Raw genomic sequence first — 25215 nt, 5'->3', positions numbered from 1 at the left:
GAAACCTCGGTTTTATATTCAGGGAGCCTCTTTACAACCTCTAAAAAATATTCCCGATATCTATATATTATACCTTATGTAAAATTTTAAGCATATATTTGCCTTCCTTGACGGGTATACAGCGCATACTTCTCAATGGCCTGCGCCCGGGTCGATACGCCAAGCTTGACATAAATTTTCCGGAGGTAGTTGTCGATGGAGCGCCGGCTGACCTGAATTTCAGATGCGATCTTATCGTATGTAATGCCCTGCACGATCCGTTCCATGATAAAGGCCTCCGTCTCAGAAAGCTGCAGCCCGCCTTCGTTCATCGCCGAGGCCGTCAGCGGCCATATCCCCTGTTTTACCCATTCCAGCGGAAGAGAAGCTACCCCCTCCCGAAGACCGGCGATCATATGGATGAGCTGAAAGGTCGAGGCCTGCTTGGACAAAAGCCCGCTTGCTCCCCGGTTAACCAAGGACTGAAGCAGCGGAAGGCCGTCGTTGTCGGTCATGACCACCACATGGGTGTTCGGGGACAACTGCTTCATCTGTTCCAGGATCGCTTCCGAGGTCTGGTCCTGAAGTTGGTAATCCAATAAGACCAGTTCGGGTAACAGCTCAGCGACCATCCTCACCCCTTCCGTACCGGAAGAGGTCATCCCCAGGACGGTCAGGTCCCGCTCCTCCTCCAATATCAATTTCGTTCCCAGCATGCTTGTAGGTTGACTGCCGACGATAACTACCCGCCAAACCTGATTCATATTCCGATAGACCTCCTGTTTCGTCTTGATATCTCTATTTCTAAGTAAGCGGCATCATCACGAAGCATACATCCGACATGCGAATTTACGTTGTTTACGGCATGGATCGACATTTCGAACTGTGAATCACATGCAGATCCGTGGCGAACTTAATCCTGAAGACGCAGAGAAGTCAAAATAAGCATGGCGAATGTCTTATATGTATCCTACTTGATAAACAAATCTATACAGATTGTATCCCACTCTAACTTTCTAAGCAATCTTTTTTCATAAAACAAGTGCCTTTTGTTCGTCTTTGCGAAAGTATTTCTGACATGATAGAATAGATATCTGGAAAAAATGATAGATTTTGAGGGGTGATGAAATGCCGGTGTTGGAATCAGAAAACAATACCCCCTATGAGTCCCGTGAGGAAATGCAGCGCAAAGGACCTTCAGCCAGATGGTTCTGGGTATTTTGGATTGTTCTGATTGGGCTGGGCACTACCGCAGCCTATTTATACAGTAACCATTTGAAGGAACAGGTCGTTATCCAGCTCCAGGAGGATACCGATAGGCAGATGGCTTCGTTCAAATCGGAATACGATCAGCGTTTCAATGAGCTGGTACAGGAATTAGACGAAATGCAGAGTCAGGTTCAATCTTTCAACGAGCTGCTGACCTTCACCAAAGATCAGGCCAGCGGCAAAACCGACAACAGCAACAAGCTGTACAGCCAGCTTAGCGAGGTCGAGAAACAGCTCAAAGAACTGGAACGCAAAATGGAGCTCTTAAAGTGAGCAAGCTCAAATATATCCGACCAAAGCAGGTAAACCGTTTATTTATGCTTGCCATCGCGCCTTTCATCGGCATGCTGCTGTGCATGTGGCTATTAACCCAGCCGCCGCGCATCACGCTGCACTCTTCGGAGTACATAGCCGACAGTCATATCTCCGAGCAGTCGGCGAAGATCAGGAGCGATCTCGGCCAAGCGGCCGCAGCTGCCAAACAAACCGTATCCTCCATTGAAAAGACGGCCGTTCTCTATCAACAGACGACCGCCAAGGTAGGATCCCTTCTGGGAAAAGCTAAGACGCAGGCCGCAAAGCCCGAGCAAATCTATAACCGGAGAATCACCTCAAAGCTGGGAGCCCCCATCGAGACGGTTCACAGCGACCGGATCCGGATTGAATTGTATAAAGTCAATCCCGGCCCCTACCATGGCTATGCGATGAAGGTCAAGCTGAAGGACCCTTCCGCGATGAACATGTCCCTGGGCAGCGAAAGCGGCAAGCCCGGAACGGTGGAAACGACGATGCGGGCCGTCAGCCGGCACGGGGCCGTAGCCGGCATTAATGCCGGCGGATACGCCGATGGGAACAAGGGCCGCTTCCCGCTCGGCACGACATTTTACGAGGGCCACTATGTATCCGGATTTCAGCCTAGCTTTAAGGATCTGGCCTTCGTCGGAATGAGCACCTCCGGGAAACTGATCGGCGGCAAATTTTACAGTCAACAGCAGCTTGACCGTCTAAGCCCGAAATTCGGAGCCACCTTTGTGCCGGTGCTGCTGCAGAACGGAAGAAAGACGACCATTCCCGAGAAGTGGAGAAGCACGCCTGCGCGTGCTCCGCGCACCGTCATCGGCAATTATAAGGACGATCAGCTGCTGATTCTCGTCACGGAAGGATATGATGAGAACGGCAAGTCGGGTGCTACGCTGCAGGAGCTGCAGAACAAACTTCTTAAACTTGGCGTGATCGACGCATATAACTTGGATGGGGGCGGCTCCTCCTCCCTCGTCCTGAACGGACGGGTTGTGAACAAGCCCTCGGACGGACAGCTCCGTCCGGTGCCGACACACTTCCTGTTTTTCAAATAAAGAGGCAGTTTTCATATTATCATTTATTTTTTCGGCTAAGATGGTTATAATATAGATTAGCTTAGCAGGAGGTGGCCGTAATGTCTTTCTCATTAACCTTTTGGATCGTCATGATCGTATTTGCCCTTTATATGGTCGGCATTTTGACCGCAGCCTACAATGATGACAAAACCAAAGGCCTGTAAGGCATGACTCCCTCTTCTTATGAGGGGGTCTTTTACTTTTTTGCGATAAAAAAAAGCACCGCTGTCCGCGATGCTTATCAAATGAGACGATAGAACCTTTATATTAGGAATCAAGCATGTCTCGGAAGCTGCTGCATCTCCGACATGCATTGTGTGCAGATATAACGCTCCTTAAACTCGCTTACGCCGTCCATCGAGCCGCAAAAGACGCATTTGGGACGGTAACGCTCCAGAATAATGTGGTCCCCCTGCACAAGAATTTCTACGGGATCGCCCTCGTTCATCTGATATCTCTTACGCAGAGACTTTGGAAGAACGATTCTCCCCAGCTGATCGACCTTTCGAACTACACCAGCAGGTTTCATAACAATTGTACACCTCTTTCATCTTCAACAAGTGATTTCTGGAATTCTCAAACTGATAATAAGGGCCTAGTAGTATAGTTCGATAAAAAGCTGTCGAATCCTGCTGGTTTTAAGAATTTATTAGTTTTTTTCGATATCTTATAGGTATACTGGATGGTTTTTCCGAATGATTTAAGCGTCAGCACGACTCATTCCATCCCTGGAAAATCCAATTGGCGCAAAGCCTCATAAACGATAATGGCCGCCGAATTGGATAAATTAAGGGAGCGGACCTTGTCTGTCATCGGCATCCGGATGCAGGACTCCGGATTGGCAGCCAGCAGCTCGGGCGGCAGCCCCTTCGTCTCTTTCCCGAATACAAGAAAATCCTCATCCTGAAATTGAACGTCCATATACCGCTTCTTGGCTTTCGTCGTAGCATAGAAATAGCGCCCGTCCGGATATTTCGCCTTCAGCTCCTCGAAGGAGTCATGATATTCAATATGTACGGCATACCAATAATCCAGGCCAGCCCGCTTTAAGGTCTTGTCATCGGTATTAAAACCGAGCGGTCGAACCAGATGCAGATGTGTGCCCGTAGCCGCACAGGTTCTGGCAATATTGCCCGTATTGGCTGGAATTTCGGGTTCAACGAGTACGATATGCAGTGCCATGTTGTATTGTCCACCTTTTCTTTAACGTTTTCTTCTATTATAACCGATCCGCCGGACTTTTCAGGCTGATTCCAGAAAAACCCTTCCGCTGTTTATCAGGGAAGGGTTTAGGTCTGTTGTTGGATTTATATCACATTAGCGGCTGTTCTTAAAGTGCTCCATAAAGTCCACAAGCGCTTTGCAGCTCTCGTAAGGAACCGCATTGTATACGGATGCCCGCAAGCCGCCTACGCTCCGGTGCCCCTTAAGTCCCACAAAGCCTTCTTTCTCGGAAGCCTTCACGAATTCCTTCTCCAGCTCCTCGGTTTCCAGGCGGAACGTAATGTTCATATCGGAGCGGCTGTCCGGATTCACGCAGCCGCGGTAAAATCCGCCGCTGTTGTCGATGGCATCATAAATGAGCGCGGCCTTCTTGCGGTTCATATCCTGAACCCCTGCAAGCCCGCCCTTCTCTTCGATCCATTTCAGAACCTCGTTAATCATGTAAATGCCGAAGGACGGCGGCGTATTGTACAGGGAGTTGTTTTTCAGATACGTGTTATATCTTAGCATCGTCGGCAGATGCTTCGGAGAGTCCGTAATCAGGTCCTCTCGAACGATCACAACGGCCACCCCGGACGGTCCCAGATTCTTCTGCGCGCCCGCATAGACCATGCCGAATCGGCTCAGGTCAAAAGGCCGGCTGAGAATGTCGCTGGACATATCGCAGATCAGCGGCACTGCGCCGGTATCCGGGAAGTCCTTGAACTGCGTGCCCTCGATCGTCTCATTGGAGGTCAGATGCAGGTAAGCGGCATTGTCGGACAATTGGATGTCCGCAAGCTCCGGCAGGGACATGTATTTGCTCTCTTCGGAAGAGGCGGCAACATGCGTCTCCCCGATCAGTTTCGCTTCCTTGAGCGCCTTGTCGGCCCAGCTTCCCGTCATGACGTAATTGGCGGTCTGGCCCTGTCCCAAAAAATTCATCGGAATCATTGCAAACTGCGTGCTCGCACCGCCCTGAATGAACAGCACCTTATAACCGGACGGATTCCCCAGCAGTGACAGCAGGCGTTCCTGCGCTTCATTATGTACAGCTTCATAAACGGCACCACGGTGGGACATTTCCATGATCGACATGCCGGTATTGCGGTAATCGACGAATTCCGCTTGCGCGCGCTCCAGCACTTCCAGCGGCAATGCGGCAGGTCCTGCATTAAAATTGAAGGCTCTCTTGCTCAATTGACTCTCCACCCTTTCTCTGTGTTCCCTTTATCGCTTTATTGATTTAACGCTAATCATAGCAACAATCTGATGGTCCTTCAAGTGTAATTATTCACAATTTTTTTGCCGCTCCCGGTGACTAATTAAAAAACGCCAAGGGCTTAATTATTAGCCCTCGGCGCTATGAATCTGATCTCTTACAGATCGTAGTACAGGGAGTACTCGTGCGGATGAACGCGGATGTTAACGGCTTTCGCCTCGGCACGCTTGAACTCGATGAAGTTATCGAGGAAGTCCTTCGTAAATACGCCGCCTTCGGTCAAAAACTCATAATCTGCCTGAAGTGCATCCAGCGCTTCGTCCAGAGAACCCGGTACACTGCGGATTTCCTTCTTCTCGGCATCAGACAGCTCGTAGATGTTCTTATCGAATGGTCCGTATCCAAGAGCCGTTGGATCGATTTTACGCTTGATTCCGTCCAGGCCTGCCATCAGCATTGCCGCGAATGCCAGGTAAGGGTTCGCCGTAGAGTCCGGCGTACGGAACTCGATCCGGCAGCCTTTAGGAGTTACTGCAGCAACCGGAATCCGAACCGCGGCGGAACGGTTACCTTTGGAGAATACGAGATTAACCGGTGCTTCGTAACCTGGAACCAGACGTTTAAAGGAGTTGGTGCTTGGGTTCGTCAGGGCGATCAGTGCCGGAGCATGGTACAGAATACCGCCGATGTAATGAAGCGCAGTTTCGCTCAGATTAGCATACGCGCCTTTCTCGTAGAACAACGGAGTATCGCCATTGAAAATGGATTGGTGAACGTGCATGCCGCTTCCGTTGTCACCGAACAATGGCTTCGGCATGAAGGTTGCCGTTTTGCCGTATTGACGAGCCGTGTTATGAACGATGTATTTATAGATCAACAGATTGTCTGCTGTTTTCTTCAAGGTATCGAAACGGAAGTTGATTTCCGCTTGCCCTGCCGTCGCCACCTCATGGTGATGACGCTCCACGCGAAGTCCTGCTTCATTCAGCAATCTGCACATTTCACTGCGGATATCCTGCTGCGTATCCACCGGCGCCACCGGTACATAACCGCCCTTTACGCCGACTTTAAAGCCGAGGTTGCCGCCTTCTTCTTTACGGTTCGTATTCCAGTTAGCTTCCTCGGAATCCACGAAGTAGCTGGAGCTGTTCATCGTGCTTTCATAGCGGACATCGTCAAACAGGAAGAACTCGGATTCAGGCGCGAAGTACGCTGCCGTACCTACACCGGACTGCTGCAGATATTCTTCCGCACGTGTCGCAATGCCGCGCGGATCACGCTCATATGCTTCACCTTCCGGCGTATAGATGTTGCTCATAATATTGATGGTAGGATGTGCTGTAAACGGGTCGATATAGTAGGAATTTGGATCCGGCATCATCACCATATCCGATTCCTCAATGCCGCGGAAGCCTGGGATAGAAGATCCGTCAAAGGCTACCCCGTTCACAAACGTCTCAGCATCTACTTCTGAAGCTGGCAGGGAAATGTGATGCGCCCGTCCCGACAAGTCTACAAAACGAAAATCGACCCACTCAATGTTATTCTCTTGAATTGTATGCAATAATTTCTCTACCGACATGTCTCTTCCTCCCAATTTCCGAACATTAAGATTAAAACAGCTTAACAATGTTCCTATATTCTTCGTTTTCTTTTCGTCATTATATGCTGGCAGATAACCTCACGTCAATAGCTATGTAAGGTATTTTTAAAAACCATGTCATATAAATTGACATATGGAACCAATTAAAGTAAAACAACATGAAAAAGACACCTGCAAATAATGTGCAAGTGTCTTCATTGCTATGCTGTGACTCTGCCTATCCATATCCGCTATTCATAACTTCTCCCGCGGTTTCCCGGCTGCTTCTCCCGGCATCGCATCGACATTGCGATCAGGTACGAAGCGTATTATACGCGGGCAAAATCGGATGCCGGAGCCTTGGAAGTATTAAAGCTTTTGCCCACGAGCGGAGCCAGCTGCTCCAGATCCTTGAGCAAAGCGGCAAACTGATCCGGGAACAGGGACTGTACGCCATCTCCTGTCATCGAATTATCCGGGTCGGTATGCATTTCAATAATAAGTCCGTCCGCGCCTGCGGCTACGGAAGCCTTCGACATCGGTTCAACCAGCTCCCGGCGGCCTGTTCCATGGCTTGGGTCGGAGATGACCGGAAGGTGACTGAGCTGCTGCAATACAGGGATGGCAGATAAATCCAATGTATTCCGGGTATAGGTCTCGAATGTTCGGATTCCCCGCTCACAGAGCATTACATCCGGGTTCCCCCCGGCAAGAATGTATTCCGCCGCATTTAAAAATTCATCGTAAGTTGCGCTAAATCCCCGCTTAAGCAGCACCGGCTTTCCGCAAGTGCCCAGCTTGCGCAGCAAATCGAAATTCTGCATATTCCGTGTTCCAACCTGAAGAATATCCGCGTATTCCGCGCAAATATCGACGTACTCCGGTGTCATAACCTCCGTAATCGTCAGGAGGCCATGCTTTTGCCCGGCTTCAGCCATCATGATCAGCCCTTCGACGCCGATCCCCTGGAAGCTGTATGGTCCTGTTCGCGGCTTGAAAGCACCCCCGCGAAGCACCTGTCCGCCGGCCGCCTTAACCAGCCTTGCAATCTCGTCGATCTGCTCCGCGGACTCCACGGCACAAGGACCGCCCATGACAACCAGATTGCCGCCGCCGATTTTCGTTCCTTTAATATCGATGACCGTGTCGTCAGGATGGAAATCACGGCTTGCAAGCTTATAAGATTTAGAGATTTTAATGACGTTCTCTACGCCTTTCATTTGACGCAGATGCTCGGCAAGCTTCGGATTGACGCTGCCGATCAGCCCGATCACCGTTCGGTCCGCACCGCGCGATACATGGGCCTGCAGCCCCTCCTTCTCAATCTCGCCTACAATATGCTTAATCTGCTCTTCCGGTGTTTGATTCGAAGTTATGACGATCATGCTTAGCCCTTCTTTCCTCAATATGCTCAGTAATTATTCCTGATTCCACTATAGACTTTCACGCTTAAGCGCTTGTTCGCTTTTAAGCTTTTATGCTTTTATCTATTAAAGTAACTATACAAAAAATGCCCCTTTCCGTCAAGCCCAAATCCTGGACCTTTTGAAAAGGGGAGCTGTTGGTGTACTTACGGAATCGGTTTGTCGCGTCCCTCCGACACTTTACGCTTAACCAGCGGGATAACGATTCTTACCGTGGTTCCGATCCCGGCCCGGCTGAACAAGGTAACCCCGTATTGACTGCCGTAGTGCAGCTTGATTCGCTGATCCACGTTACGGATCCCGTAGCCAGCGTTCGTCAGATTCTGAGCCCCGGTGTTATCCAGCCTTCGGTCAGGAGGGAAACCAACCCCGTTATCGATAACCCGGAATTCCAGCACATTCTGAAGCACCTTGGCCGTGATGCGGATATGAATGGAGTCCCCGGTCCAGGCATGCTCGAGCACATTTTCAATGAACGGCTGAAGAATTAGCTTCACCGTCTCGTACCGGACGACTTCCGGCTCTACGTCATAGCTGACTTGCATTCGTTCATCGTATTTAATCTTCTGGATATCGACATAGGCTTGTGCTTGCTCCAATTCGTTCTTGACGGAAATAATGTTTCGGCCGTCATTGAGCGACAGGCGGTAAAACTTGGCCAGATCCAGAACCATCCGATGCAGCTTATCCAACATGCCAAAGCGGGCCAGACGGCTGATGGAGGATAATGTATTGTACAGAAAATGCGGATTGATCTGCGCATGCAGCGATTCCAGCTCCGCTTCCTTCTTCTGCAGATCGGCCAGGTACACCTCATTAATCAGTCTGCCGATGTTGCTGCCCATCTCATTGAGCGCGGATGAGATATGCGAGAATTCATCATTGCCTTTGAAATGGGCCCGCTTATGGAATTCCCCTTCCTGGAACGAATCCAGAACTGAGACGATTTTAGACACGCGGAGGCTAAAATACCTCGAGACGATCAGGCTCACCACGAAGAACACCACGATGCAGACGAGGCAGATCAACAGCGTCAGGTTGCGAATCTTGACTGTATCCTTCTCGACGATTGGCGCGGGGACAACAGCGATCAATTCCCAGCCAAGCTGAGGAATCGGTTCCCGGATGAGCAAGTCGCCGTTATTGCGGAGCTCCTTCTCCCTGAAGACGGTCGTCTTCACACCGCCCGAGGAAAGGATGATTCGCCCCTGCGAGTCGGATAAATAGAGGGCCGTTCCTTCACCGATTTTTTTATAGTCCATACTTTCGAACAAATAATCCAGGCTGACGTTGATCCGCATAAATCCGATTTCCTGCAGCTTGATCGTGGTGATGTCGATCAAACGGCGAAGGAGCGAGATGCGGCCCTGGGCAGCATCATACTCGATCTGTTTCCATTGCAGCGTCGTTCCGTATTCTTCTTCCGGCGGATAAAGCTTGTACCAGGTTTTGTCAACCAGGCGGTCATATCGATAAATATCGAACAGCCGTTTATCCGCATCAAGCGGATCGGAATCCGAATAATTATCATACACTTCTCCGAGGTCGTTATTCTTTAAATAGATCGACATCCATATTTTTCGATTGGCCGTGCTGATGGCCGTCTCCAGCTTGGGAATCAAAACCTTGACCATGGTATCGTAACTGACCCACTGGCTCTCCGTGTAACGAAGGCGATTGTTGAATAAGGTATCGAAATACAGCATATCCGAAATCCGCACGATATCCTCGATCTTGTACGTAATGTTATTATTCATTTGATGAAGCGTGCCTTGTATGTTATTGTGCGTCTGTTCCCGGATGGACGTAACAAAGATCTGGGTGGCGATGTTCCCGACCAGCAGCACGGGAATAATGATGAACACGCAATAAGATATCATTAATTTATAGCCGAAGGGCACCTTGACCCGGATTCGTTCGAATTTCCCCGTCATGACCAATCACGACCTCATTATCTACGGTATAGTATGGAAGGCTATGCGTGCTTGCGCCGATATTCCAGCGGCGTCATCCCGTACATTTCTTTGAATTGCCGACTGAAATAGGGCAGATACTGATAGCCGGTCTGGGATGCAATTTCATATATTTTAAGCTTTGTCGTAACCAGCAGCTCTTTCGCCCGTTCCATACGAAGCTTGATGACATAATCGCTAAAATTGTATCCGGTTTCTTCTTTGAAGAGAACCCCTAAATAGTTCGGTGAAAACGAAAATCGGTTCGCCATATCGCGTAAAGTAATATTTTCATGCATTCGTTCGCGGATATTGCTGATGATATCCTCAACCAGCCGGCCGTTCCTGGAATGCTGCCGGAAGTTGAGCTGCTCCGAAATTTCAAACACTTTCATCCGGAGCCAAGCGAAAATATCATTCATCGTCTCAAACTGCATAAGGACATCCAAATTTTTCAGATCAATCCCAAGCATGCGGAACAGATCCTCATGCATCGTGTGAAGATGCGCATCCAGCTTCATGATGATATAAATGGCCAAATTACGGATTGTAAATTTGGATCTGATGTTTGAGGCCAATGCTTGAATCGCTTCGATCTCGTCGTGAATCCGTACAATATCGTAATTGGTCATCGCCGTGAACAAGGAATCGAGGCGTATGTCCAGAATTTTGGCGTCCTCGCGATCCTCGGTCGGAACCTCGTGATAAAGAATCCACTGACCCTTACCGCGGAACATCTTATAATCTAATGCTTCCACCGCCGTCAGATAAGAAGCGTGCAGCTGCTCCAGCTGATTGGCAACGCCGCCCTCGCCAACCGTTACGGTTAAGGCATAATCGTCCTTCAGCTGCTCCAGAAGAAGCTGTATATCCGGCTTATCGTGCTTGCTGTCCAGCAGCACCGCCATTCGCTGGTCCGTAACCTTGCATACATGCCGGAATCCGGCCTGCTCCAGAAGCATGTGCAGCTTCGCGAAGAACTGCTCGTTAACCCCTGTCCCCTTTTTCCTCTCCTCATAGCTGCTGCGCCAGGTACTGACATCATCGATTTCCAAGAGTGCTACACGAACAGGCCATTCGATCTCATTCAGTCTGTACTCCCGTTCGATAATCTCCAGCATCGCTCCATCATACGGCTTTTGCAAAATTTGAAGAAAGTATTGGTTTTTCAGGATCGGCACCATCTGTTGATAGGCACGCTCCGTCTCCTTCCGCTCGCGAAGGCGGTCCAGCTCCTGCTTGACCTTGGTCAGCGCTTCGATAAGCTCCTCATCCTCCATCGGCTTCAGCACATAATTACATGCTTTGAGCGCGATTGCCTGTTTAACGTAACTAAAGTCCTGGTAACCGCTCACGAAAATAACCTGCAGCTCTTCATTCATCTTCTGCGCCTTCTGTGCCAGCTCGATCCCGGTCATATTGGGCATTCGAACATCGGTGACGAGAATATCCACCGGCTCCTTCTCCAGCACTTCCCATGCCGCAAATCCGTTATTAACCGCAGCCGCGACCTCCATGCCGAGGCTTTCCCATGGAATAAAGCTCCTCATGCCTTCTAGGTCCAGTATTTCATCATCTGCCAGCAGCACTTTATACATGGGCATCTACTCCCCCTAAAATTCCGATAAGGGTATACTGCATCCGCAGCATACCCTTTCGGTATTCCATATGGTATTATTGGCCGTTCATCTTGGCGAGGTTTGCTTGCCATCTTTCGGTTTTGAAAGCAAGAAGCTTCTCGTAGCCTGCTGCTTGAGCATCGGCTTCTGCCTTATCCAGCACGGCCAACACTTCGGCATCGTCCTTCGCAAACAGAGCCTTCGCTCTAGCTTCGGTATAGATATCTTCGATACGTTGACGAATAATTCCTTCTTCGCTTTCAGGTGACGGATCCAGGTTAATGAATTCCGTTGCGTTCGCTTGCGTTTTCCATGTTATTTCGTACTGCCAGCGAGTCGACCAGTTGCGCTGCTCTTCAGGCAGTGTGCTTTCGTACTTCGCTTTTGCGGTGTCGACGAATACGGTATTACCGTTCCATTGGATATTCGTTGTTGTTGCTTGAAGCTTAGCCAGACCTTCTGCATCCGTTATATACTTCTCAGTAAACTTCGGTGTCTTTCCGTCTTCCTCAAATCCGTCCCAATATCCGCCTGGAGGGCCCCACATTTGGACGCTTTGTCCTTCAGGACCGGTATACCAATCCAGGAAAGCAAAGATGGCTTCCGGATCTTTCGCGCTTTTCGTAATGACGCTTACGTTCCAGCCCAGCTGCGTATAGGTACCCGGATAAATTTTGTTCTTATCCAGACCTTCCTTAGCAATCGGCCAGATCATGAAATAACCGCCGTTCGGATCTTTCTTGGCCAGCTCGGCATGAGCATTCATCGCATTTTCCGTCGGGCTTGATGCAGCGTAGACTGCAACACGGCCCGTCATTACTTTTTCTTTAACCTGGTCGTTCGTTTGGGTCAGGGCATCCTGCGAAATCAGCTTGTCGCGGAACAGCTTCGCCGCATACTGCATCGACTCGCGATACGTCGGATCGGTGAAGATCGAGGTCAGCTTGTCGCCGTTTGGCACGCCGCGGATCGCGATCCAGCGAGTCAGCGCATCTTCCTTGAATGCGGAGTACAATACATCGATCCCTTGGCCTTCAATGCCCGGCTCGAACGGTACGACTTCATTGCCGTACTTCGCCTTGACGGCCGCCAAGTAATTCGCCAAATCTTCGGTCGTCTCGAGCTTCGGCTCTCCAAGCTCCTTGTAAATCTTCTTGTTCACGACGTAACCGGCGTTGCCGTTCGGCTGGCTCGTATACCAGTTCGGGAACTGATACAGCTTCCCGTCATCGGAACGAAGCATATTGATCCCGGCTTCGCCGAGCCATTCCTTCAGATTCGGATATTTATCCAAATACTCATCGAAAGGCACGAGCATATCCGCCTCTCTGAGCTTCTCCACGTCTGGACCGCGATCGAGCCAGATAACGTCCGGAAGCTCTTTGGACGCGATCATCGTATTGAATTTTTGCTGCGCGTTGCCTTGGGAGTTAATCGCTTTAACATCGACTTTTTTGTTCTCTTTAATCCATTTGGAAGCGTCGTCCTCACCCCAAGGAGGCATCGTATACCAATCGTAATGACCATAGAAGCTGAACTCAAGCGGCTGCTCACCCAGCACGTACTTGCTGTCGGACGCTTGCTCTGTCGGCGTGCCCGTATCGCCGCCCGTGCTAGGAGCCGGATCGGACGTCTTCGTCCCGCCGTTGCCACCGCCGCCGCCACATGCCGACAGCATCAGCGCTGCCGCCAGCAAAGCGGTCATCGATGTGGTCAGAGATTTCTTTCTCAACCTCATTCTCTAATTCCCCTTTCGTATTTCCACTTGATATTTATGTCTAAAGCGAATGCTTCAAACAACATGTTTAGATGCTCAGGATTATGCAAAATCCGATTCCAGCGGCTTCCAGGTCCAATAGATAGATGAACCAAACCATTTCACCCTGCATATTGCCGATTGAAAGCCGCTCTTTGAATATTTGCAAAGACTCTCGGGTTCTACTCTTTCAATGAACCTACCAGTACACCCTTTACAAAGTGCTTCTGTACAAACGGATACACCATAATAATCGGCAAGGTTGCCACGATCATTGTTGCCATGGACAACGATTTGGTCGTTACGCTCTGCATTCTCGACAGCGCTGCCGCCGACGAGGAATCGAGCTGGCTCATCTGCTCGGACATGATGTTCGAATTCAGAATTTGACGCAGAATCGTCTGAATCGGCAGAAGCTCTTCCTTCGTAATGTAGATACTCGGCAAGAACCACTCGTTCCAGTGCGCCACGGCTGTAAACAGGGATAGTGTCGCGATAACGGGACCGGACAGCGGCAGGATAATCCGGAAGTAAATCCCCCAATTGCCTGCGCCGTCAATCTTGGCAGACTCCTCCAGCCCGTTCGGAAGCCCTTGGAAGAAGGTTCGGAATATGATCATGTTCCACACGCTTACCAAGCTCGGAATAATGAACACCCAGAAGGAATCCATCAGACCCAGACTGCGGACGAGCATGAACGTCGGAATCAAGCCGCCCCCGAAGTACATGGTAATGATGCACATCACCATGTAATATTTGCGTCCGATAAGCTCGCGCTTTGTCATCCCGTAAGCAAAGATCGACGTCACCAAAATCGAGCTGATCGTACCGACCACGGTCCGGGCTACGGATATGCCGAAGCCGTTCAGCAGCCGTTTGTCCTGGAAGACGATTTCATAGTTCTCCAGCGTAAAATCTCTCGGCCAGAAAGTCACTCCGCCCAGGGCGGTATCCGAACCGGAATTCAATGATATGACAAGTCCGTTCCAAAACGGATAAAAGGTCACAAAAGCCAACAATGCAAGCAAGATATAGATGACAACCTGCATGACGCGGTCACCGAATCCTAATCGTACCAAATCTACCCGCTCCCTTCATCACAATGTTCGTTTACCATAGACTGTTGCCCGATCTGCGTGCAATCAGGTTGGCGATCGTCAGAAGCATCACGCTGATTACCGCTTTGAACAAGCCTACAGCCGTTGCATAGGAGAACCGGGAGTTTTCGATACCGATCCGGTAAACATATGTATCAATAACATCGGACACCTCTCTAAGCACAGGGTTCTTTGCCAAGAGCAAGATGTCTTCAAACCCGGCAGTCAACAGGTTGCCGATCGCAAGAATCATGAAGATGACAACCACCGGCATGATCGAAGGCAGTGTAATGGTGAAAATCTGGCGGAACTTGCTGGCTCCATCCATGTCAGCCGCTTCGTACATATGCGGATCCACTCCCGCTACGGCTGCCAAATATACGATCGACGAGAAACCGATTTCTTTCCAAACTCCCGTCGTTACAAGAATGGTCCAGAAGTATTCCGGCAAGGACAGGAAGTTGATCGGCTCTTCGATCAGGTTCAGCTTCATCAGCAAAATATTTACGCTCCCGTTATCCGTGGACAACAGGGAAATGACGAACCCTGATACGATAACCCAGGATAAGAAGTGAGGCAGATAGCTGACGGTCTGCACCAAGCGTTTGAAGAACATGTGCCGGACCTCGTTCAGCATCAGCGCCAAGATGATCGGCGCCGGGAAGCCAATTAGAAATTTGAGCAAACTGATGACGATCGTATTGCGCATGACGTTCATGAATTCAGGAGATTCAAAGAACATCCGGAAATGCTTCAGACCCGCCCAAGGGCTGTCGCCCATGCCTTTGAAAATGTTGTAGTCCTGGAACGCCATCAAAATCCCGTACATCGGGATATAGCTGAATATAAAAATCAGCGCGAGCGCGGGAAGCACCATAAGCTGGATGTCCCACTGTTTGGCAAAGCGAACAAGCAAATTGTCTTTCTTCCGTTTAGGAACAGGTTCCTGCTTAACGGATATTTGTGCCATCTCCAACCCCCCGTATGTTTATGCCATGAAGTATCTCTAATGTCTATCATTCTAGTTGAAAGAGGCGATCATGAATATTTGCCTGATCAACGAAAAATGATAATATTCAATCGAAATGCATCCAAATGAAAAAAGAGCCCTTAAAGGACTCTTAGGAGGGCAGCATGTCGCGGCCCCTTCATCGGTAAATTACTTCTTACTACCCCCGGTTTAAAGAAAATTGATATTATTCAACGAGCTTCTAGCAGCATCCGGGTGGCATAAACAACGGTTTGGCACAAATCAGAACCACCCGTCAAACGGGTGGTTTGCTCTTGGGGTATAACCCCTTGTTGCCAAACTGCGCCTAAAGACGCTAGCCTGACAATAAAATTGTTCAGGCTCAGTGTAATTTGTCACTTTCACTTACCAGTTTAACTGGTTTACTTCTTCTTGCTACTGTTTTTGCTGAATGGGTCTTCATACTCTTTCACACTCAGTTTATCAATTGCCTGGTCGTGTGCTTCTTGCTCACGGATATATTTTGCCACGGTGGCTTCATTCAAGCCCACTGTGCTGACGTAGTATCCCTCCGCCCAAAATTTTCGATTACCATATTTATACTTCAAGGTAGCATGCTTCTCGAATATCATGAGTGAGCTTTTCCCCTTCAGGTATCCCATAAATGATGATACTGAGATTTTTGGGGGAATTGCTACCAACATATGTACATGATCGGGCATCATGTGACCTTCGATTATCTCCACTCCCTTGTATTTGCATAATCGTTTGAAAATTTCGATTAAGTCTTTCCTCACTTGATTATAAATCTCTTTCCGTCTATACTTCGGGGTGAACACAATGTGGTACTTGCACATCCACTTCGTGTGAGCTAAACTATAGCTCTTGTTTGCCATCTAAGACCATTCCTTTCATTATTGAGCCTGAACATCTCAATTTTATCGGAATGGTCTTGTTGGTCAAACCCTCGATCCCTCCACCCGCATAGCGGGTGGTTTTTTGTTTCGCACGCTTCGCGAGCTCAACTGGCTAAAGCCGCAAGAAAAAAAGCCATTGCGAAATTACCGCAATGGCTTCTTCATAAATATCTATGGTACTTAAGCTTGCGTCTTGCTTTTCGCACGTACCGGAGGCAGCAGCTTGCTCATGTTCACCGTACGCTTGATTTCCCAAGTTTCCGGTTTGTCATGCTCATACTGCTCAAGGTATGCGATGACTTCTTTGGTGATCGGCGTCGGCGTCGAGGCGCCCGAGGTGACCGCCACCTTGCTTATGCCTTCAAGCCACTCGCGCTTCAGCTCGGTCACATCGCCGATCCGGTGCGCGGGAACGCCGGCAATTTCCTCGGAGACTTGAGCAAGCCGGTTCGAGTTGTTGCTTCGAGGATCGCCCACCACGATGACGAGGTCCGCTTGCCCTGCCTGCTCCGCTACGGCCTCCTGCCGCACCTGCGTCGCCAGGCAAATCTCGTTATGGATTTCGGCACCCGGGAATTTCTCCAGCAGGCGCTTCATAATATGCTTGATATCCCATTGGCTCATCGTGGTCTGGTTCGTGATGATGATCCGGGATGCGTCCACCTCAAGCTGATCAATCTCCTCTTCCTTCTCGATCAGATGGACATGCTCAGGCGCGATACCGATCGCCCCTTCGGGCTCGGGGTGGCCTTTCTTGCCGATATAAATAATTTCGTATCCGTCCGCAACCTTATCCCGAATCAAATCATGGGTCTTCGTCACGTCCGGGCACGTCGCATCCAGCGTGGTCAGCCCTTTATCCCGGGCAAGCTTGCGAACCTCCGGCGAAACGCCGTGTGCGGTAAAGATAACCGTCCCGCTGTCCACCTGCTTCAATATTTCCATCCGGTTCGGACCGTCCAGCGTAATGATGCCCTCATCCTCAAAAGATTGCGTGACATGACTGTTGTGCACAATCATGCCCAGTATATAAATAGGCCGGGGAAGATCCAGGTTCTGGGCGGCCTGACGTGCCAGCACCATGGCATCCACGACGCCGTAGCAGTAACCTCTCGGCGATATTTTGATGACTTCGATGATCCTCACCTGCTTTCGCGTTGTATTCCTTAGGTTCATAGACCATTATACCCTATTCCAGGGGAGGAGCAAAGACGACCGGCAGCCATACAATGAACGTGCTGCCTTCCCCTCTGCGGGTAACGACCTCGACCGAGCCCTTGTGCTCATCGATGATCCACTTGGCAATCGAGAGCCCAAGGCCCGTTCCGGCGGTAACGCCTCGAGACTGGTCCGCGCGGTAGAACCGTTCGAAGATGAACGGCACCTCGTCCTTGTCCATCCCGATTCCGGTATCCGAAATCCTCAGACCGACCTGCCCCTTGTACAGAACCGCGTCCAGACTGACCTCACCTTCCGGCGTATACTTGAATGCATTTTCGATAAATATGAACAGCATCTGCTGCAAATAATCTTTGTTCCCCTCGACATACACCCCGTTCAGAACCGACAGCCGGCCAACATGCCATTCCGCCGTCTTCTCCAGAAACTGTGCCCGCCGCGCAACCTCCTCAACGAGCGGCTGCAAAGGAATCGGCGACAGTTCGAAGGTCTGACCGGTATCCGCGCGGGCAAGAGACAGCATATCGTTCACGAGCCGGCTCATGCGTTTGGCCTCATCTGAGATGTCCCCAACCGCTTCGATCGATATTTGCTTGATCATTTCATCATCCATATCCATTCGTTCGCCTTGCTCCGCCGTCCACATCTTCTGCAGCAGGTCGACGTTGCCGCGGATCGTGGTCAGCGGGGTGCGAAGCTCATGGGAAGCGTCGGAGACGAAACGCCGCTGGGCGGCATAGGCATCCTCCAGCTCCTTATAGAACCCTTCAGTTCGCTCGAGCATCGCGTTAAAGGTGCCGATCAACTGTCCGATTTCGTCCTGCGGTCCGTCGTACTCAATCCGGACGCTAAGGTCCGTTCCCTTCTGGATATGTTCTGCGGCCTCGGTCACTTTGCCGATCGGATTCATCGATTTACGCGCCAAGAACAGACCGAAGGTGGAAGCAATCACCAGCGTTGCGGCCGAACCCATGATCAGAATCGACTGGAGCCGGTCCAGCGTTTGGTCGATTAGCCTAGTATTAGCACCAATCTGAAGCCACAAGATGGTTTGATTAGGGTTTTTAAATAATGCTTTTTGATATACAAGAAAAGAGTTTCCGTTGATATTCATGCGTGTAAACTTATTGTCGTATTTTTTTATATTGTCGGCAGGAGGAATATCAAACTGAACCTCGCTAAAGATCATATTATCAGAGCGCCATGTCGGTCTTTCCGTAGTCGATGTCTGCATAAATAAATCAGCAGCTTCGAGCCGGTCGGCTGTATCACGACTAGGAAACACTTCATAGCCGTCGGTTCCAAGCTCCATCTCGCCTGATTGTTTGACAATCCTCTGTTTCAGTTCCTCATACGTGTACAAATGCACAAAGCCGTATACCGCTGAGCTGAATATCAGCAGCGTCACAAACAGAATTCCGGTATACCAAGCGGTCAGCCTTAAACGAATGGACATATTTAATTGTCACCTCTTAGAATGTAGCCAGCACCGCGGATCGTCTGGATCAGCCGCTTCCCTCCATGTTCCTCAGTCTTCTGCCGGAGCATGGCGATGTAGACCTCCAGCACATTGGATTCCCCGCTGTAATCGTAGCCCCATATTTTATCCATGATCAAATCGCGGGATAGCACCCGCTTCGGGTTCTGCATAAACAGATGGAGCAGCTCGAACTCCTTCGCGGTCAATTCCAGCCGCTGTCCCGCCCGGATGACCTCCCTGGCATCGGTGTCCATAACAAGGTCCTCGAAGGTCAGCCGCTGAGAGGCTGAGTCCTCCCCTGTTTTACGCCGCAAGAGCGCGCGCACGCGAGCGAGCAGCTCCTCCAGCGCAAACGGCTTGACCAAATAATCATCCGCGCCGGTATCGAGCCCCTTCACGCGGTTCTCGACTTCGTCTTTCGCGGTCAGCATCAGCACCGGCACCGTGCTGCCCCCTTCACGAAGCCTTCTCAGCGCTTCAAATCCATCGACTTGGGGCATCATGACATCCAGCACGACCACATCCGGATCTTCGCTCAAAATCAGCTTCAAGCCTTCGGCCCCGTTCGAGGCCGTCAACACATCATAACCTTCGAAGGCCAATCCTCTTCGAAGCATCGAAATAATTTTCTCATCATCATCCACGATTAAAATTCGGGACCGCATCGGCGACATCTCCTCTATCTGCTAGCATCTCAATTGTTACGTCATTTACAATCCATTATATCGGCCGGTCCAAGCACAAGACAAGCGGAAGGGAATCCACCCTTCCGCTTGTAGCGCTTCTATATCAATGCTTACGGCTGCTGTTGCTGCTGCTGTTGAAGGGAAGCCTCAAACTCGTTTCTGTCCCCAATCGTCAGCGGCAGGTCGATTTTCTTGCCGTTGCGGTCGACGTTAAGCGTAATTTTATCGCCGACCTTCTTCGATTGAATGAATTCGACCAGATCGGTATGCGTCGGGTATTTCTCACCATCCACGCCAATGATGATGTCATATTGGCGAAGGTCGGCTTCATACGCCGGCGAGCGGAATACGACGCGATTGACGTAAGAGCCTTCGGTTACCTTCGAGCCAAGCTGCTGTGCAATTTGCGGCGTGACGGTTGCCAGCTCCGCTCCGATAAACGGTTCCGGCTCTTTCGGAACTTCCTGGTTGTTCTTCAGGTATTCCAGCACTTCCTTAATCGTGCTGGACGGAATCGCAAAGCCGATGCCCTGCGCTTCCGCGCTGACGGCCACGTTCATCCCGATCACTTCACCCTTCAGATTCAAGAGCGGCCCGCCGGAGTTTCCCGGGTTGATCGAGGCATCCGTCTGCAGCAGGTGCTGATAGTTGCGGTCCTCTTCCCCATTCGTTCCTGGAATATCGATTTCGCGCTCTTTGGAGCTTAACACGCCGGCGGTTACGGTATGATCGAACCCTTTCGGGTTGCCGATCGCCACCAGCCATTCGCCGACTTTCAGGGAATCGGAGTCGCCCAGCTTAACCGCCGGGAAGTTATCCCCTTCAATCTTCAGCACGGCCAGGTCGAGCTCGTAGCTGGAGCCGAGCAGCTTGGCTTCATACGGCTTCTTGGTTCCTTGAACCGTAACTTGAATGACGTCGGCGCCGTGAATAACGTGCTCGTTCGTCAGAATGTAACCGGACTTATCGAATATGAAGCCGGAGCCGAGACCCGAAGGCACGAGCTGCTGACTGCCGCCGTTACCGCTGTTGCCGCTATTGCCGCTGTCTTCCTGCTGACTGGACGGGCCCCCGCCGAAGAAATACCAGAATGGATCATTCAGACTCGGATTGGAGCTTTGCCCGCTGCGGCTGTTGACCAGCGTTTCGATCAAGACAACGGCAGGGCCGGCTTCATCCACGACAGCCGAAACGTCCCCTTGGTTGGTTGGAATCATCGCGGATGCCGTTGTCGCGCTGTCGTTGCCGTTACCGTTGCTATCGACAGGCGCCGCCGTTTCCTGAGACGGCTGTTCGGATGAGAAGGCCGCGTCCGGCGTGAACAGATTCGTCCGATCTGCCGCAAACATCAGGCTAGAGATGACGATGACGCCTGCGAGAAAGGACAGCAGCACTGTTTTGACCGACGTTTTCGGCTTGGAGCTGTAGTTCCACTGCGTATTCCTTGTCACGGCGTCCGACGGTCCCCCGCTGCCGCCCTGTTGTCCGGCCGATTGCGATTGGGCATAGCCGGAAGACGGAATCGGCTTTACGGGCTGCGGTGCCGTAACCTCAACCTCTTGGGATTCCCGTCTCCGATACGGGCTTTCCTCGGTTGGCTCGTTGCCTCCCTCATTGGATAGGGACTGAAAGGGTCCGTACGAATAGTAGTATGAAGAGCTGCCCGAGGATGGCTCCTCTTGTCTGTTCGGCTCATTGCCGGGTTCGTTGCTCGCTCGCTCATCATCTGGATAGCCATATCGCTTTCTTGGATCGTCCATGGGTGTTTACCTCCTATTTGAATCGCCTGCTTCCAAGCGGTTTCATTGATTAACTGTCTTTATTGTGTACTATAAACCTTAATAGTACCTTAAAAACAATTAAAAGGCAGATAAAAACCTTATCAGACGGGATTTAGCTTCCCTCGCTTAAGACGATTTGACCCAGCCCTTCCGGTGGGCATAAATCGCAAGCTGGGTCCGGTCCTCCAGCTCACACTTCATCAGCAGGTTGCTGACATGGGTTTTGACGGTTTTAATGCTGATATGCAGCTCCTCCCCGATCTCCTTGTTGCTCTTTCCTTCGGCGATGAGCAGCAGAACTTCCCGCTCTCTCTCGGTCAATCCGGACTCGTCTTCATTCACCATATGCCGCCGGATTCCCCGGGTCAACGCTTCCGAAACGTCCTTCGTCATGACCGGCATGCCCCTGAACGCCCCCTGAAGGGCATAGATCAGCTCATCGGCGGATACCGTCTTCAGCACATAGCTGACCGCGCCCGCCTCAATACACTCCACGACCAGATCATCTTCGAGAAAGCTGGTCAGAATGACGATCTTCTGCTCGGGAAACTCCGACATCACCGCCCGCGTCGTCTCCGCTCCGTTCATAACCGGCATCATTAAATCCATCAAAATCAGATCCGGTCTGGAGCTGTCATCCGCGCTGCGCAGCATGTCAATAACCTCTTGCCCGTTCGCCGCCTCGCCGATCACCTCAAAGCCGGGATCAAGCGACAAGTATGTTTTTAGCCCCATCCGCACCATATCATGATCATCAGCCAGCAGTACTCGAATTACACCACTCATTATTCTTCCGCTCCCCTTTCCAATGCGCCGGCGCCTGCCGGTACTTCCCGTTCCGTCTGATCCTTGCCGCTATCTTCATGTCCGTTCTCGTCTTCAAACAGAGGGATATTGACTCTAACAGTCGTACCTGCTCCCTTTTTGCTGATAATCTCGACCTGCCCGCCAAGCTTCTCCGCCCGCTCGCGCATGGTTGAAAGTCCATAAGAGCCCTGTCTTCCGGCAATCTCGTCGAATCCGACGCCATCATCGCTGATGCTGAGCACGACCCGTTTCTGGTCTTCCCGCAGCGACATGCTGACAAGCCCCGCACCCGCGTGCTTGACAATGTTGGCAACCGCCTCCTGTATGATCAAGAACAGCTGGTGCTCGATCGCCTCCGACACGCCGCCGTACAGCTCCACGTCCTTCATGCCTTTTAGACCATTTTGACGACAGTAGTCGGGGAACCATTTCTCAAGCGCTTCCTCAAGCGTTCGACCCTCCAGCTCAACCGGGCGCAGCTGTGCAATCAATGCCCGCATTTGCTTCTGTGCGATGTGCGACATCTCGATAAGCTGTCCAAGCACCTGATCCCCATGCTCCGGGTTCCGCTTCAGTACGGCCGGCAGCGAGGAGGCCGACATGTGGATGGCGAAGAGCTGCTGGCTAACCGTATCATGCAGATCGCGCGCCATTCGGCGCCGCTCCTCCAGGACGGCGGCTTCAGCCGCGATTTCCTTCTCCATCACTTCCTGTTCGCCCAGCCGCTGCAGTATCTTTACCTTCTTCTCCAACGCCTCGATCATGCCGTTAAATTCATCATATACTCTGGAAAACGAACCATCCTCAATGACAGGCAGCCGAACCGTCAAATTGCCCTTCGCTGCCTGAAGCATATTTAGATGAAGAAGATCGAGCGGCCGCTGAATTCGCTGGCCTGCGATGTACCCGGCGATGCCCGAAAACAGAATGACACCGGCCGCGTAAACGAACCACAGCCGGTTATCTATTATATGTATAGAACCGGTTCGGTCCGCTGCATACAGGAATACAGCGACTCCGGCTCCAATCAGAAGGAAATTGACCATGATGATCCATTTTGTGTTCTTTAAAAATCCCATGGCGTTACCCTACCTTGTTCACTTTAACGTCACCGATAAAGACGCTGACATTGATTCGAATTTTCTTGCCCGCTTCCCTGTAATACGGGCTTTCCAGACCGGTGCTTCCCATAAACCCGCTCCGCTTCTCCTCCAGCACCTTCATATCGCCGATGAATGAGCTGGTCGATACATGGATCCCGACATCCGAGTCATTCGGAACGAACACTTTGACATCGCCGATGAATGCGGAGATATTGATTTTGGTTTCCCCGTAAGGGATCTGGGCTTTGGTTAAATCAAGCACCGTGTCGCCGATAAACTGGGAAATATTCGTCGGCTTGAGCTGAAAATAATCCTTGCCCATATGCACATCCCCGATAAAAGAGGACTTGTTCACCGTATCATGATTGGAATGTCCATGATGGTGTCCATAATGACCGTCATGGCCGTAACGGCCGTATGGGCCATGATCATTAGGGTCGTGCTCGTTTGGACCGTAAGCACTCCCGTATTGTGAATCCCGGCCATCCATACCGATATAATCCCGATATTTTCTGCGATCGTCCCGTTCACCGCCATGTTCTTCATTCCGTTGATCCGCATGATGATTGCCCTGCCAGCGGTATCCCTTAACCGATTCGTTGTGCCTTGTCTTCCGTTCTGCTCCGCCGCCCATACCGCTCATGCGGCCCTTGTCGGTCTTGTCCATGCTGTCCTGCTTTCCGAATCTGCGCTCGAATTCCTCATCCAAAGAAGAATCCAACGGCTGTGCCTCCGGCGGCTCTGGCAGATCATGATAGCCCTCTCCCCGTGAGGAGGTGAAATCGTCAGGCTTGGGCGGGGACGGCGGCGGTGCTTGATGCTTCGGATTAAAAATCACCTGCAGACCGAATCCGATCAATATAAGCGGGATCGCGTATTTAATCAGATCGCCGAAGGAAAAGTCGACAACCCCCAAATTGCGGCCCAGGAAGTAGAAGCCGATGATCAGCGGAACGACGGCCCCCCACAGCCCTCCTCCGCGTGCATAAATCAAGCTCTGCAGTCCGAACCAAATGATGAACACCGGCCAGAAGGTTGAGAAAATATATCCGAGATCCACATCTACAATATTCATCTGATTGAGAAGAAACAATACACCGATCCCGATGAGCAGCAAACCGCTGCTGAGCTTGCTCCACCCTTTTCTACTCATGGTCATCCCCTTGCTTTCGTAGTTCTATTTGTAGCTTACCTACAGTGTACTACATGATGGGGGAAATCGGTTAGCGGCGCCGGGATGAAACTATTCTCGGTCTCGAGACCGAGGCGCTGGATATTTCTGGGCTTGTCATAAGAAAAACGTCTATCGACGTACTCTTAAAGAAGACTGACCGTTTAGCGTTAGTTTTTCTTGCGGTGCCGGGCAGCACATCTTCCGAAGATTATATACTATCTAGGATCTACAAAAAAAAAGACCTCCGCCTAGGCGAAGGTCTTTTTATCTGAACTCGAACGATCTACCATAATGAATGGTTAGCGGTTCGTCGGGTGGTCGCCTGGCTGGTTCAGTTCACCAAACTCGGCGTCAAACTTCTCGTTCGGTTTTTTGTAGTTCTCCTGAACTTTAGCGTTCCCCTTAGGGTTGCTTTTAATTCCGCTGGTATCTTCAGCGAACTCAGCGTTGAACTTTTCGTTCGGTGTTTGGAAATTCTCCTGAACTTTAGCGTTCCCCTTAGGGTTGCTCTTGATTCCGCTGGTATCTTCAGCGAACTCGGCGTTGAACTTTTCGTTCGGAGTTTGGTAGTTCTCTTGCACTTTGTTCTTTTTAGGCACAATGTTCACCTCCCTGTTCTTATCGATACCTTCATCCTCT

General features: G+C 50.8%; 22 protein-coding genes. 2 read left to right on the top strand and 20 right to left on the bottom strand.

What is annotated here, in order from left to right:
* Window positions 1-86 precede the first annotated feature (86 nt).
* The gene (locus NSQ46_RS06700; RefSeq protein WP_028403806.1) at window positions 87-743 is read right to left on the bottom strand and encodes a response regulator transcription factor; all 657 of its coding nucleotides are present in this window, start codon (window positions 741-743) and stop codon (window positions 87-89) included.
* A 364-nt stretch (window positions 744-1107) separates the two neighbouring features.
* Between NSQ46_RS06700 and NSQ46_RS06695 the strand changes: the two genes are divergently transcribed.
* Both NSQ46_RS06695 and NSQ46_RS06690 read left to right on the top strand, forming a co-directional pair.
* Complete coding sequence (locus NSQ46_RS06695; protein ID WP_186311050.1) at window positions 1108-1521, top strand: hypothetical protein; 414 nt, start codon at window positions 1108-1110, stop codon at window positions 1519-1521.
* On the top strand, window positions 1518-2603 hold the full coding sequence (locus NSQ46_RS06690) for a phosphodiester glycosidase family protein (RefSeq protein WP_342576503.1): 1086 nt from the start codon (window positions 1518-1520) through the stop codon (window positions 2601-2603). Before NSQ46_RS06695 ends, NSQ46_RS06690 begins: the two co-directional genes overlap by 4 nt.
* A 295-nt stretch (window positions 2604-2898) precedes the next feature.
* Here NSQ46_RS06690 and NSQ46_RS06685 read toward each other — a convergent pair whose 3' ends face one another.
* The 19 genes from NSQ46_RS06685 to NSQ46_RS06595 form a co-directional block, all read right to left on the bottom strand.
* Window positions 2899-3153 (bottom strand): AbrB/MazE/SpoVT family DNA-binding domain-containing protein, encoded by a 255-nt coding sequence (locus NSQ46_RS06685; protein ID WP_007127303.1) that lies wholly within the window; start codon window positions 3151-3153, stop codon window positions 2899-2901.
* Window positions 3154-3341: 188 nt separating this feature from the next.
* The gene (gene trmL / locus NSQ46_RS06680; RefSeq protein WP_007127302.1) at window positions 3342-3806 is read right to left on the bottom strand and encodes a tRNA (uridine(34)/cytosine(34)/5-carboxymethylaminomethyluridine(34)-2'-O)-methyltransferase TrmL; all 465 of its coding nucleotides are present in this window, start codon (window positions 3804-3806) and stop codon (window positions 3342-3344) included.
* A 135-nt stretch (window positions 3807-3941) separates the two neighbouring features.
* Window positions 3942-5027, bottom strand: a complete 1086-nt coding sequence (gene serC / locus NSQ46_RS06675) for a 3-phosphoserine/phosphohydroxythreonine transaminase (RefSeq protein ID WP_342576502.1) — start codon at window positions 5025-5027, stop codon at window positions 3942-3944.
* Window positions 5028-5206: 179 nt separating this feature from the next.
* Window positions 5207-6631, bottom strand: coding sequence for a type I glutamate--ammonia ligase (gene glnA / locus NSQ46_RS06670; protein WP_007127300.1), 1425 nt, complete (start codon window positions 6629-6631; stop codon window positions 5207-5209).
* A gap of 329 nt (window positions 6632-6960) precedes the next feature.
* The gene (aroF, locus tag NSQ46_RS06665) at window positions 6961-8016 is read right to left on the bottom strand and encodes a 3-deoxy-7-phosphoheptulonate synthase (RefSeq protein ID WP_210094409.1); all 1056 of its coding nucleotides are present in this window, start codon (window positions 8014-8016) and stop codon (window positions 6961-6963) included.
* 185 nt (window positions 8017-8201) lie between these two features.
* The gene (locus NSQ46_RS06660) at window positions 8202-9989 is read right to left on the bottom strand and encodes a sensor histidine kinase (protein WP_213613699.1); all 1788 of its coding nucleotides are present in this window, start codon (window positions 9987-9989) and stop codon (window positions 8202-8204) included.
* Window positions 9990-10030: 41 nt separating this feature from the next.
* Window positions 10031-11605 (bottom strand): response regulator, encoded by a 1575-nt coding sequence (locus NSQ46_RS06655; protein ID WP_040737792.1) that lies wholly within the window; start codon window positions 11603-11605, stop codon window positions 10031-10033.
* A gap of 76 nt (window positions 11606-11681) precedes the next feature.
* Window positions 11682-13364, bottom strand: coding sequence for an extracellular solute-binding protein (locus NSQ46_RS06650; RefSeq protein ID WP_210094411.1), 1683 nt, complete (start codon window positions 13362-13364; stop codon window positions 11682-11684).
* 200 nt (window positions 13365-13564) lie between these two features.
* Window positions 13565-14461 carry a carbohydrate ABC transporter permease gene (locus NSQ46_RS06645; protein ID WP_007127295.1) on the bottom strand — a complete coding sequence of 299 codons (897 nt, stop codon included), beginning with the start codon at window positions 14459-14461 and terminating at the stop codon, window positions 13565-13567.
* Between the two features lie 31 nt (window positions 14462-14492).
* The gene (locus NSQ46_RS06640) at window positions 14493-15449 is read right to left on the bottom strand and encodes an ABC transporter permease subunit (protein ID WP_007127294.1); all 957 of its coding nucleotides are present in this window, start codon (window positions 15447-15449) and stop codon (window positions 14493-14495) included.
* A gap of 422 nt (window positions 15450-15871) precedes the next feature.
* Window positions 15872-16345 carry an IS200/IS605 family transposase gene (tnpA, locus tag NSQ46_RS06635; RefSeq protein ID WP_213613863.1) on the bottom strand — a complete coding sequence of 158 codons (474 nt, stop codon included), beginning with the start codon at window positions 16343-16345 and terminating at the stop codon, window positions 15872-15874.
* 201 nt (window positions 16346-16546) lie between these two features.
* A complete protein-coding gene (locus NSQ46_RS06630; RefSeq protein ID WP_028403797.1) occupies window positions 16547-17503 on the bottom strand; it encodes a 4-hydroxy-3-methylbut-2-enyl diphosphate reductase in 957 nt (318 codons plus the stop codon).
* Between the two features lie 52 nt (window positions 17504-17555).
* Window positions 17556-19001 carry a HAMP domain-containing sensor histidine kinase gene (locus NSQ46_RS06625; RefSeq protein ID WP_007127292.1) on the bottom strand — a complete coding sequence of 482 codons (1446 nt, stop codon included), beginning with the start codon at window positions 18999-19001 and terminating at the stop codon, window positions 17556-17558.
* Window positions 19002-19003: 2 nt separating this feature from the next.
* Entirely contained in the window at window positions 19004-19690 is a 687-nt protein-coding gene (locus NSQ46_RS06620; RefSeq protein ID WP_007127291.1) for a response regulator transcription factor, read from the bottom strand.
* 131 nt (window positions 19691-19821) lie between these two features.
* The gene (locus NSQ46_RS06615; RefSeq protein WP_342576501.1) at window positions 19822-21471 is read right to left on the bottom strand and encodes a trypsin-like peptidase domain-containing protein; all 1650 of its coding nucleotides are present in this window, start codon (window positions 21469-21471) and stop codon (window positions 19822-19824) included.
* Between the two features lie 147 nt (window positions 21472-21618).
* A complete protein-coding gene (locus NSQ46_RS06610; RefSeq protein ID WP_028403794.1) occupies window positions 21619-22278 on the bottom strand; it encodes a response regulator transcription factor in 660 nt (219 codons plus the stop codon).
* Window positions 22278-23378: a sensor histidine kinase gene (locus tag NSQ46_RS06605; protein ID WP_007127288.1), complete on the bottom strand. Its 1101-nt coding sequence runs from the start codon at window positions 23376-23378 to the stop codon at window positions 22278-22280. The genes NSQ46_RS06610 and NSQ46_RS06605 overlap by 1 nt, the downstream gene beginning before the upstream one ends.
* A 4-nt stretch (window positions 23379-23382) precedes the next feature.
* Window positions 23383-24561, bottom strand: coding sequence for a cell wall-active antibiotics response protein LiaF (gene liaF, locus NSQ46_RS06600; RefSeq protein ID WP_210094413.1), 1179 nt, complete (start codon window positions 24559-24561; stop codon window positions 23383-23385).
* A gap of 314 nt (window positions 24562-24875) precedes the next feature.
* Complete coding sequence (locus NSQ46_RS06595; RefSeq protein ID WP_007127286.1) at window positions 24876-25175, bottom strand: hypothetical protein; 300 nt, start codon at window positions 25173-25175, stop codon at window positions 24876-24878.
* Window positions 25176-25215 lie beyond the last annotated feature (40 nt).

It is taken from the genome of Paenibacillus sp. FSL M8-0142 (genome assembly GCF_038597315.1).
GTDB lineage: Bacteria > Bacillota > Bacilli > Paenibacillales > Paenibacillaceae > Paenibacillus_AQ > Paenibacillus_AQ lactis.
The sequence above is the reverse complement of the archived record's forward strand: the minus strand, read 5'-3'. Positions and strand labels throughout refer to the sequence as shown.

Coding starts and splice junctions, on each gene's coding strand:
- glnA (WP_007127300.1), bottom strand. CDS start 6,631: ATGTCGGTAGAGAAATTATTGCATACAATTCAAGAGAATAACATTGAG.
- NSQ46_RS06650 (WP_210094411.1), bottom strand. CDS start 13,364: ATGAGGTTGAGAAAGAAATCTCTGACCACATCGATGACCGCTTTGCTG.
- tnpA (WP_213613863.1), bottom strand. CDS start 16,345: ATGGCAAACAAGAGCTATAGTTTAGCTCACACGAAGTGGATGTGCAAG.
- NSQ46_RS06695 (WP_186311050.1), top strand. CDS start 1,108: ATGCCGGTGTTGGAATCAGAAAACAATACCCCCTATGAGTCCCGTGAG.
- NSQ46_RS06660 (WP_213613699.1), bottom strand. CDS start 9,989: ATGACGGGGAAATTCGAACGAATCCGGGTCAAGGTGCCCTTCGGCTAT.
- NSQ46_RS06620 (WP_007127291.1), bottom strand. CDS start 19,690: ATGCGGTCCCGAATTTTAATCGTGGATGATGATGAGAAAATTATTTCG.
- NSQ46_RS06640 (WP_007127294.1), bottom strand. CDS start 15,449: ATGGCACAAATATCCGTTAAGCAGGAACCTGTTCCTAAACGGAAGAAA.
- NSQ46_RS06700 (WP_028403806.1), bottom strand. CDS start 743: ATGAATCAGGTTTGGCGGGTAGTTATCGTCGGCAGTCAACCTACAAGC.
- NSQ46_RS06605 (WP_007127288.1), bottom strand. CDS start 23,378: ATGGGATTTTTAAAGAACACAAAATGGATCATCATGGTCAATTTCCTT.
- aroF (WP_210094409.1), bottom strand. CDS start 8,016: ATGATCGTCATAACTTCGAATCAAACACCGGAAGAGCAGATTAAGCAT.
- NSQ46_RS06685 (WP_007127303.1), bottom strand. CDS start 3,153: ATGAAACCTGCTGGTGTAGTTCGAAAGGTCGATCAGCTGGGGAGAATC.
- NSQ46_RS06610 (WP_028403794.1), bottom strand. CDS start 22,278: ATGAGTGGTGTAATTCGAGTACTGCTGGCTGATGATCATGATATGGTG.
- NSQ46_RS06655 (WP_040737792.1), bottom strand. CDS start 11,605: ATGTATAAAGTGCTGCTGGCAGATGATGAAATACTGGACCTAGAAGGC.
- trmL (WP_007127302.1), bottom strand. CDS start 3,806: ATGGCACTGCATATCGTACTCGTTGAACCCGAAATTCCAGCCAATACG.
- NSQ46_RS06615 (WP_342576501.1), bottom strand. CDS start 21,471: ATGGACGATCCAAGAAAGCGATATGGCTATCCAGATGATGAGCGAGCG.
- liaF (WP_210094413.1), bottom strand. CDS start 24,561: ATGACCATGAGTAGAAAAGGGTGGAGCAAGCTCAGCAGCGGTTTGCTG.
- NSQ46_RS06625 (WP_007127292.1), bottom strand. CDS start 19,001: ATGTCCATTCGTTTAAGGCTGACCGCTTGGTATACCGGAATTCTGTTT.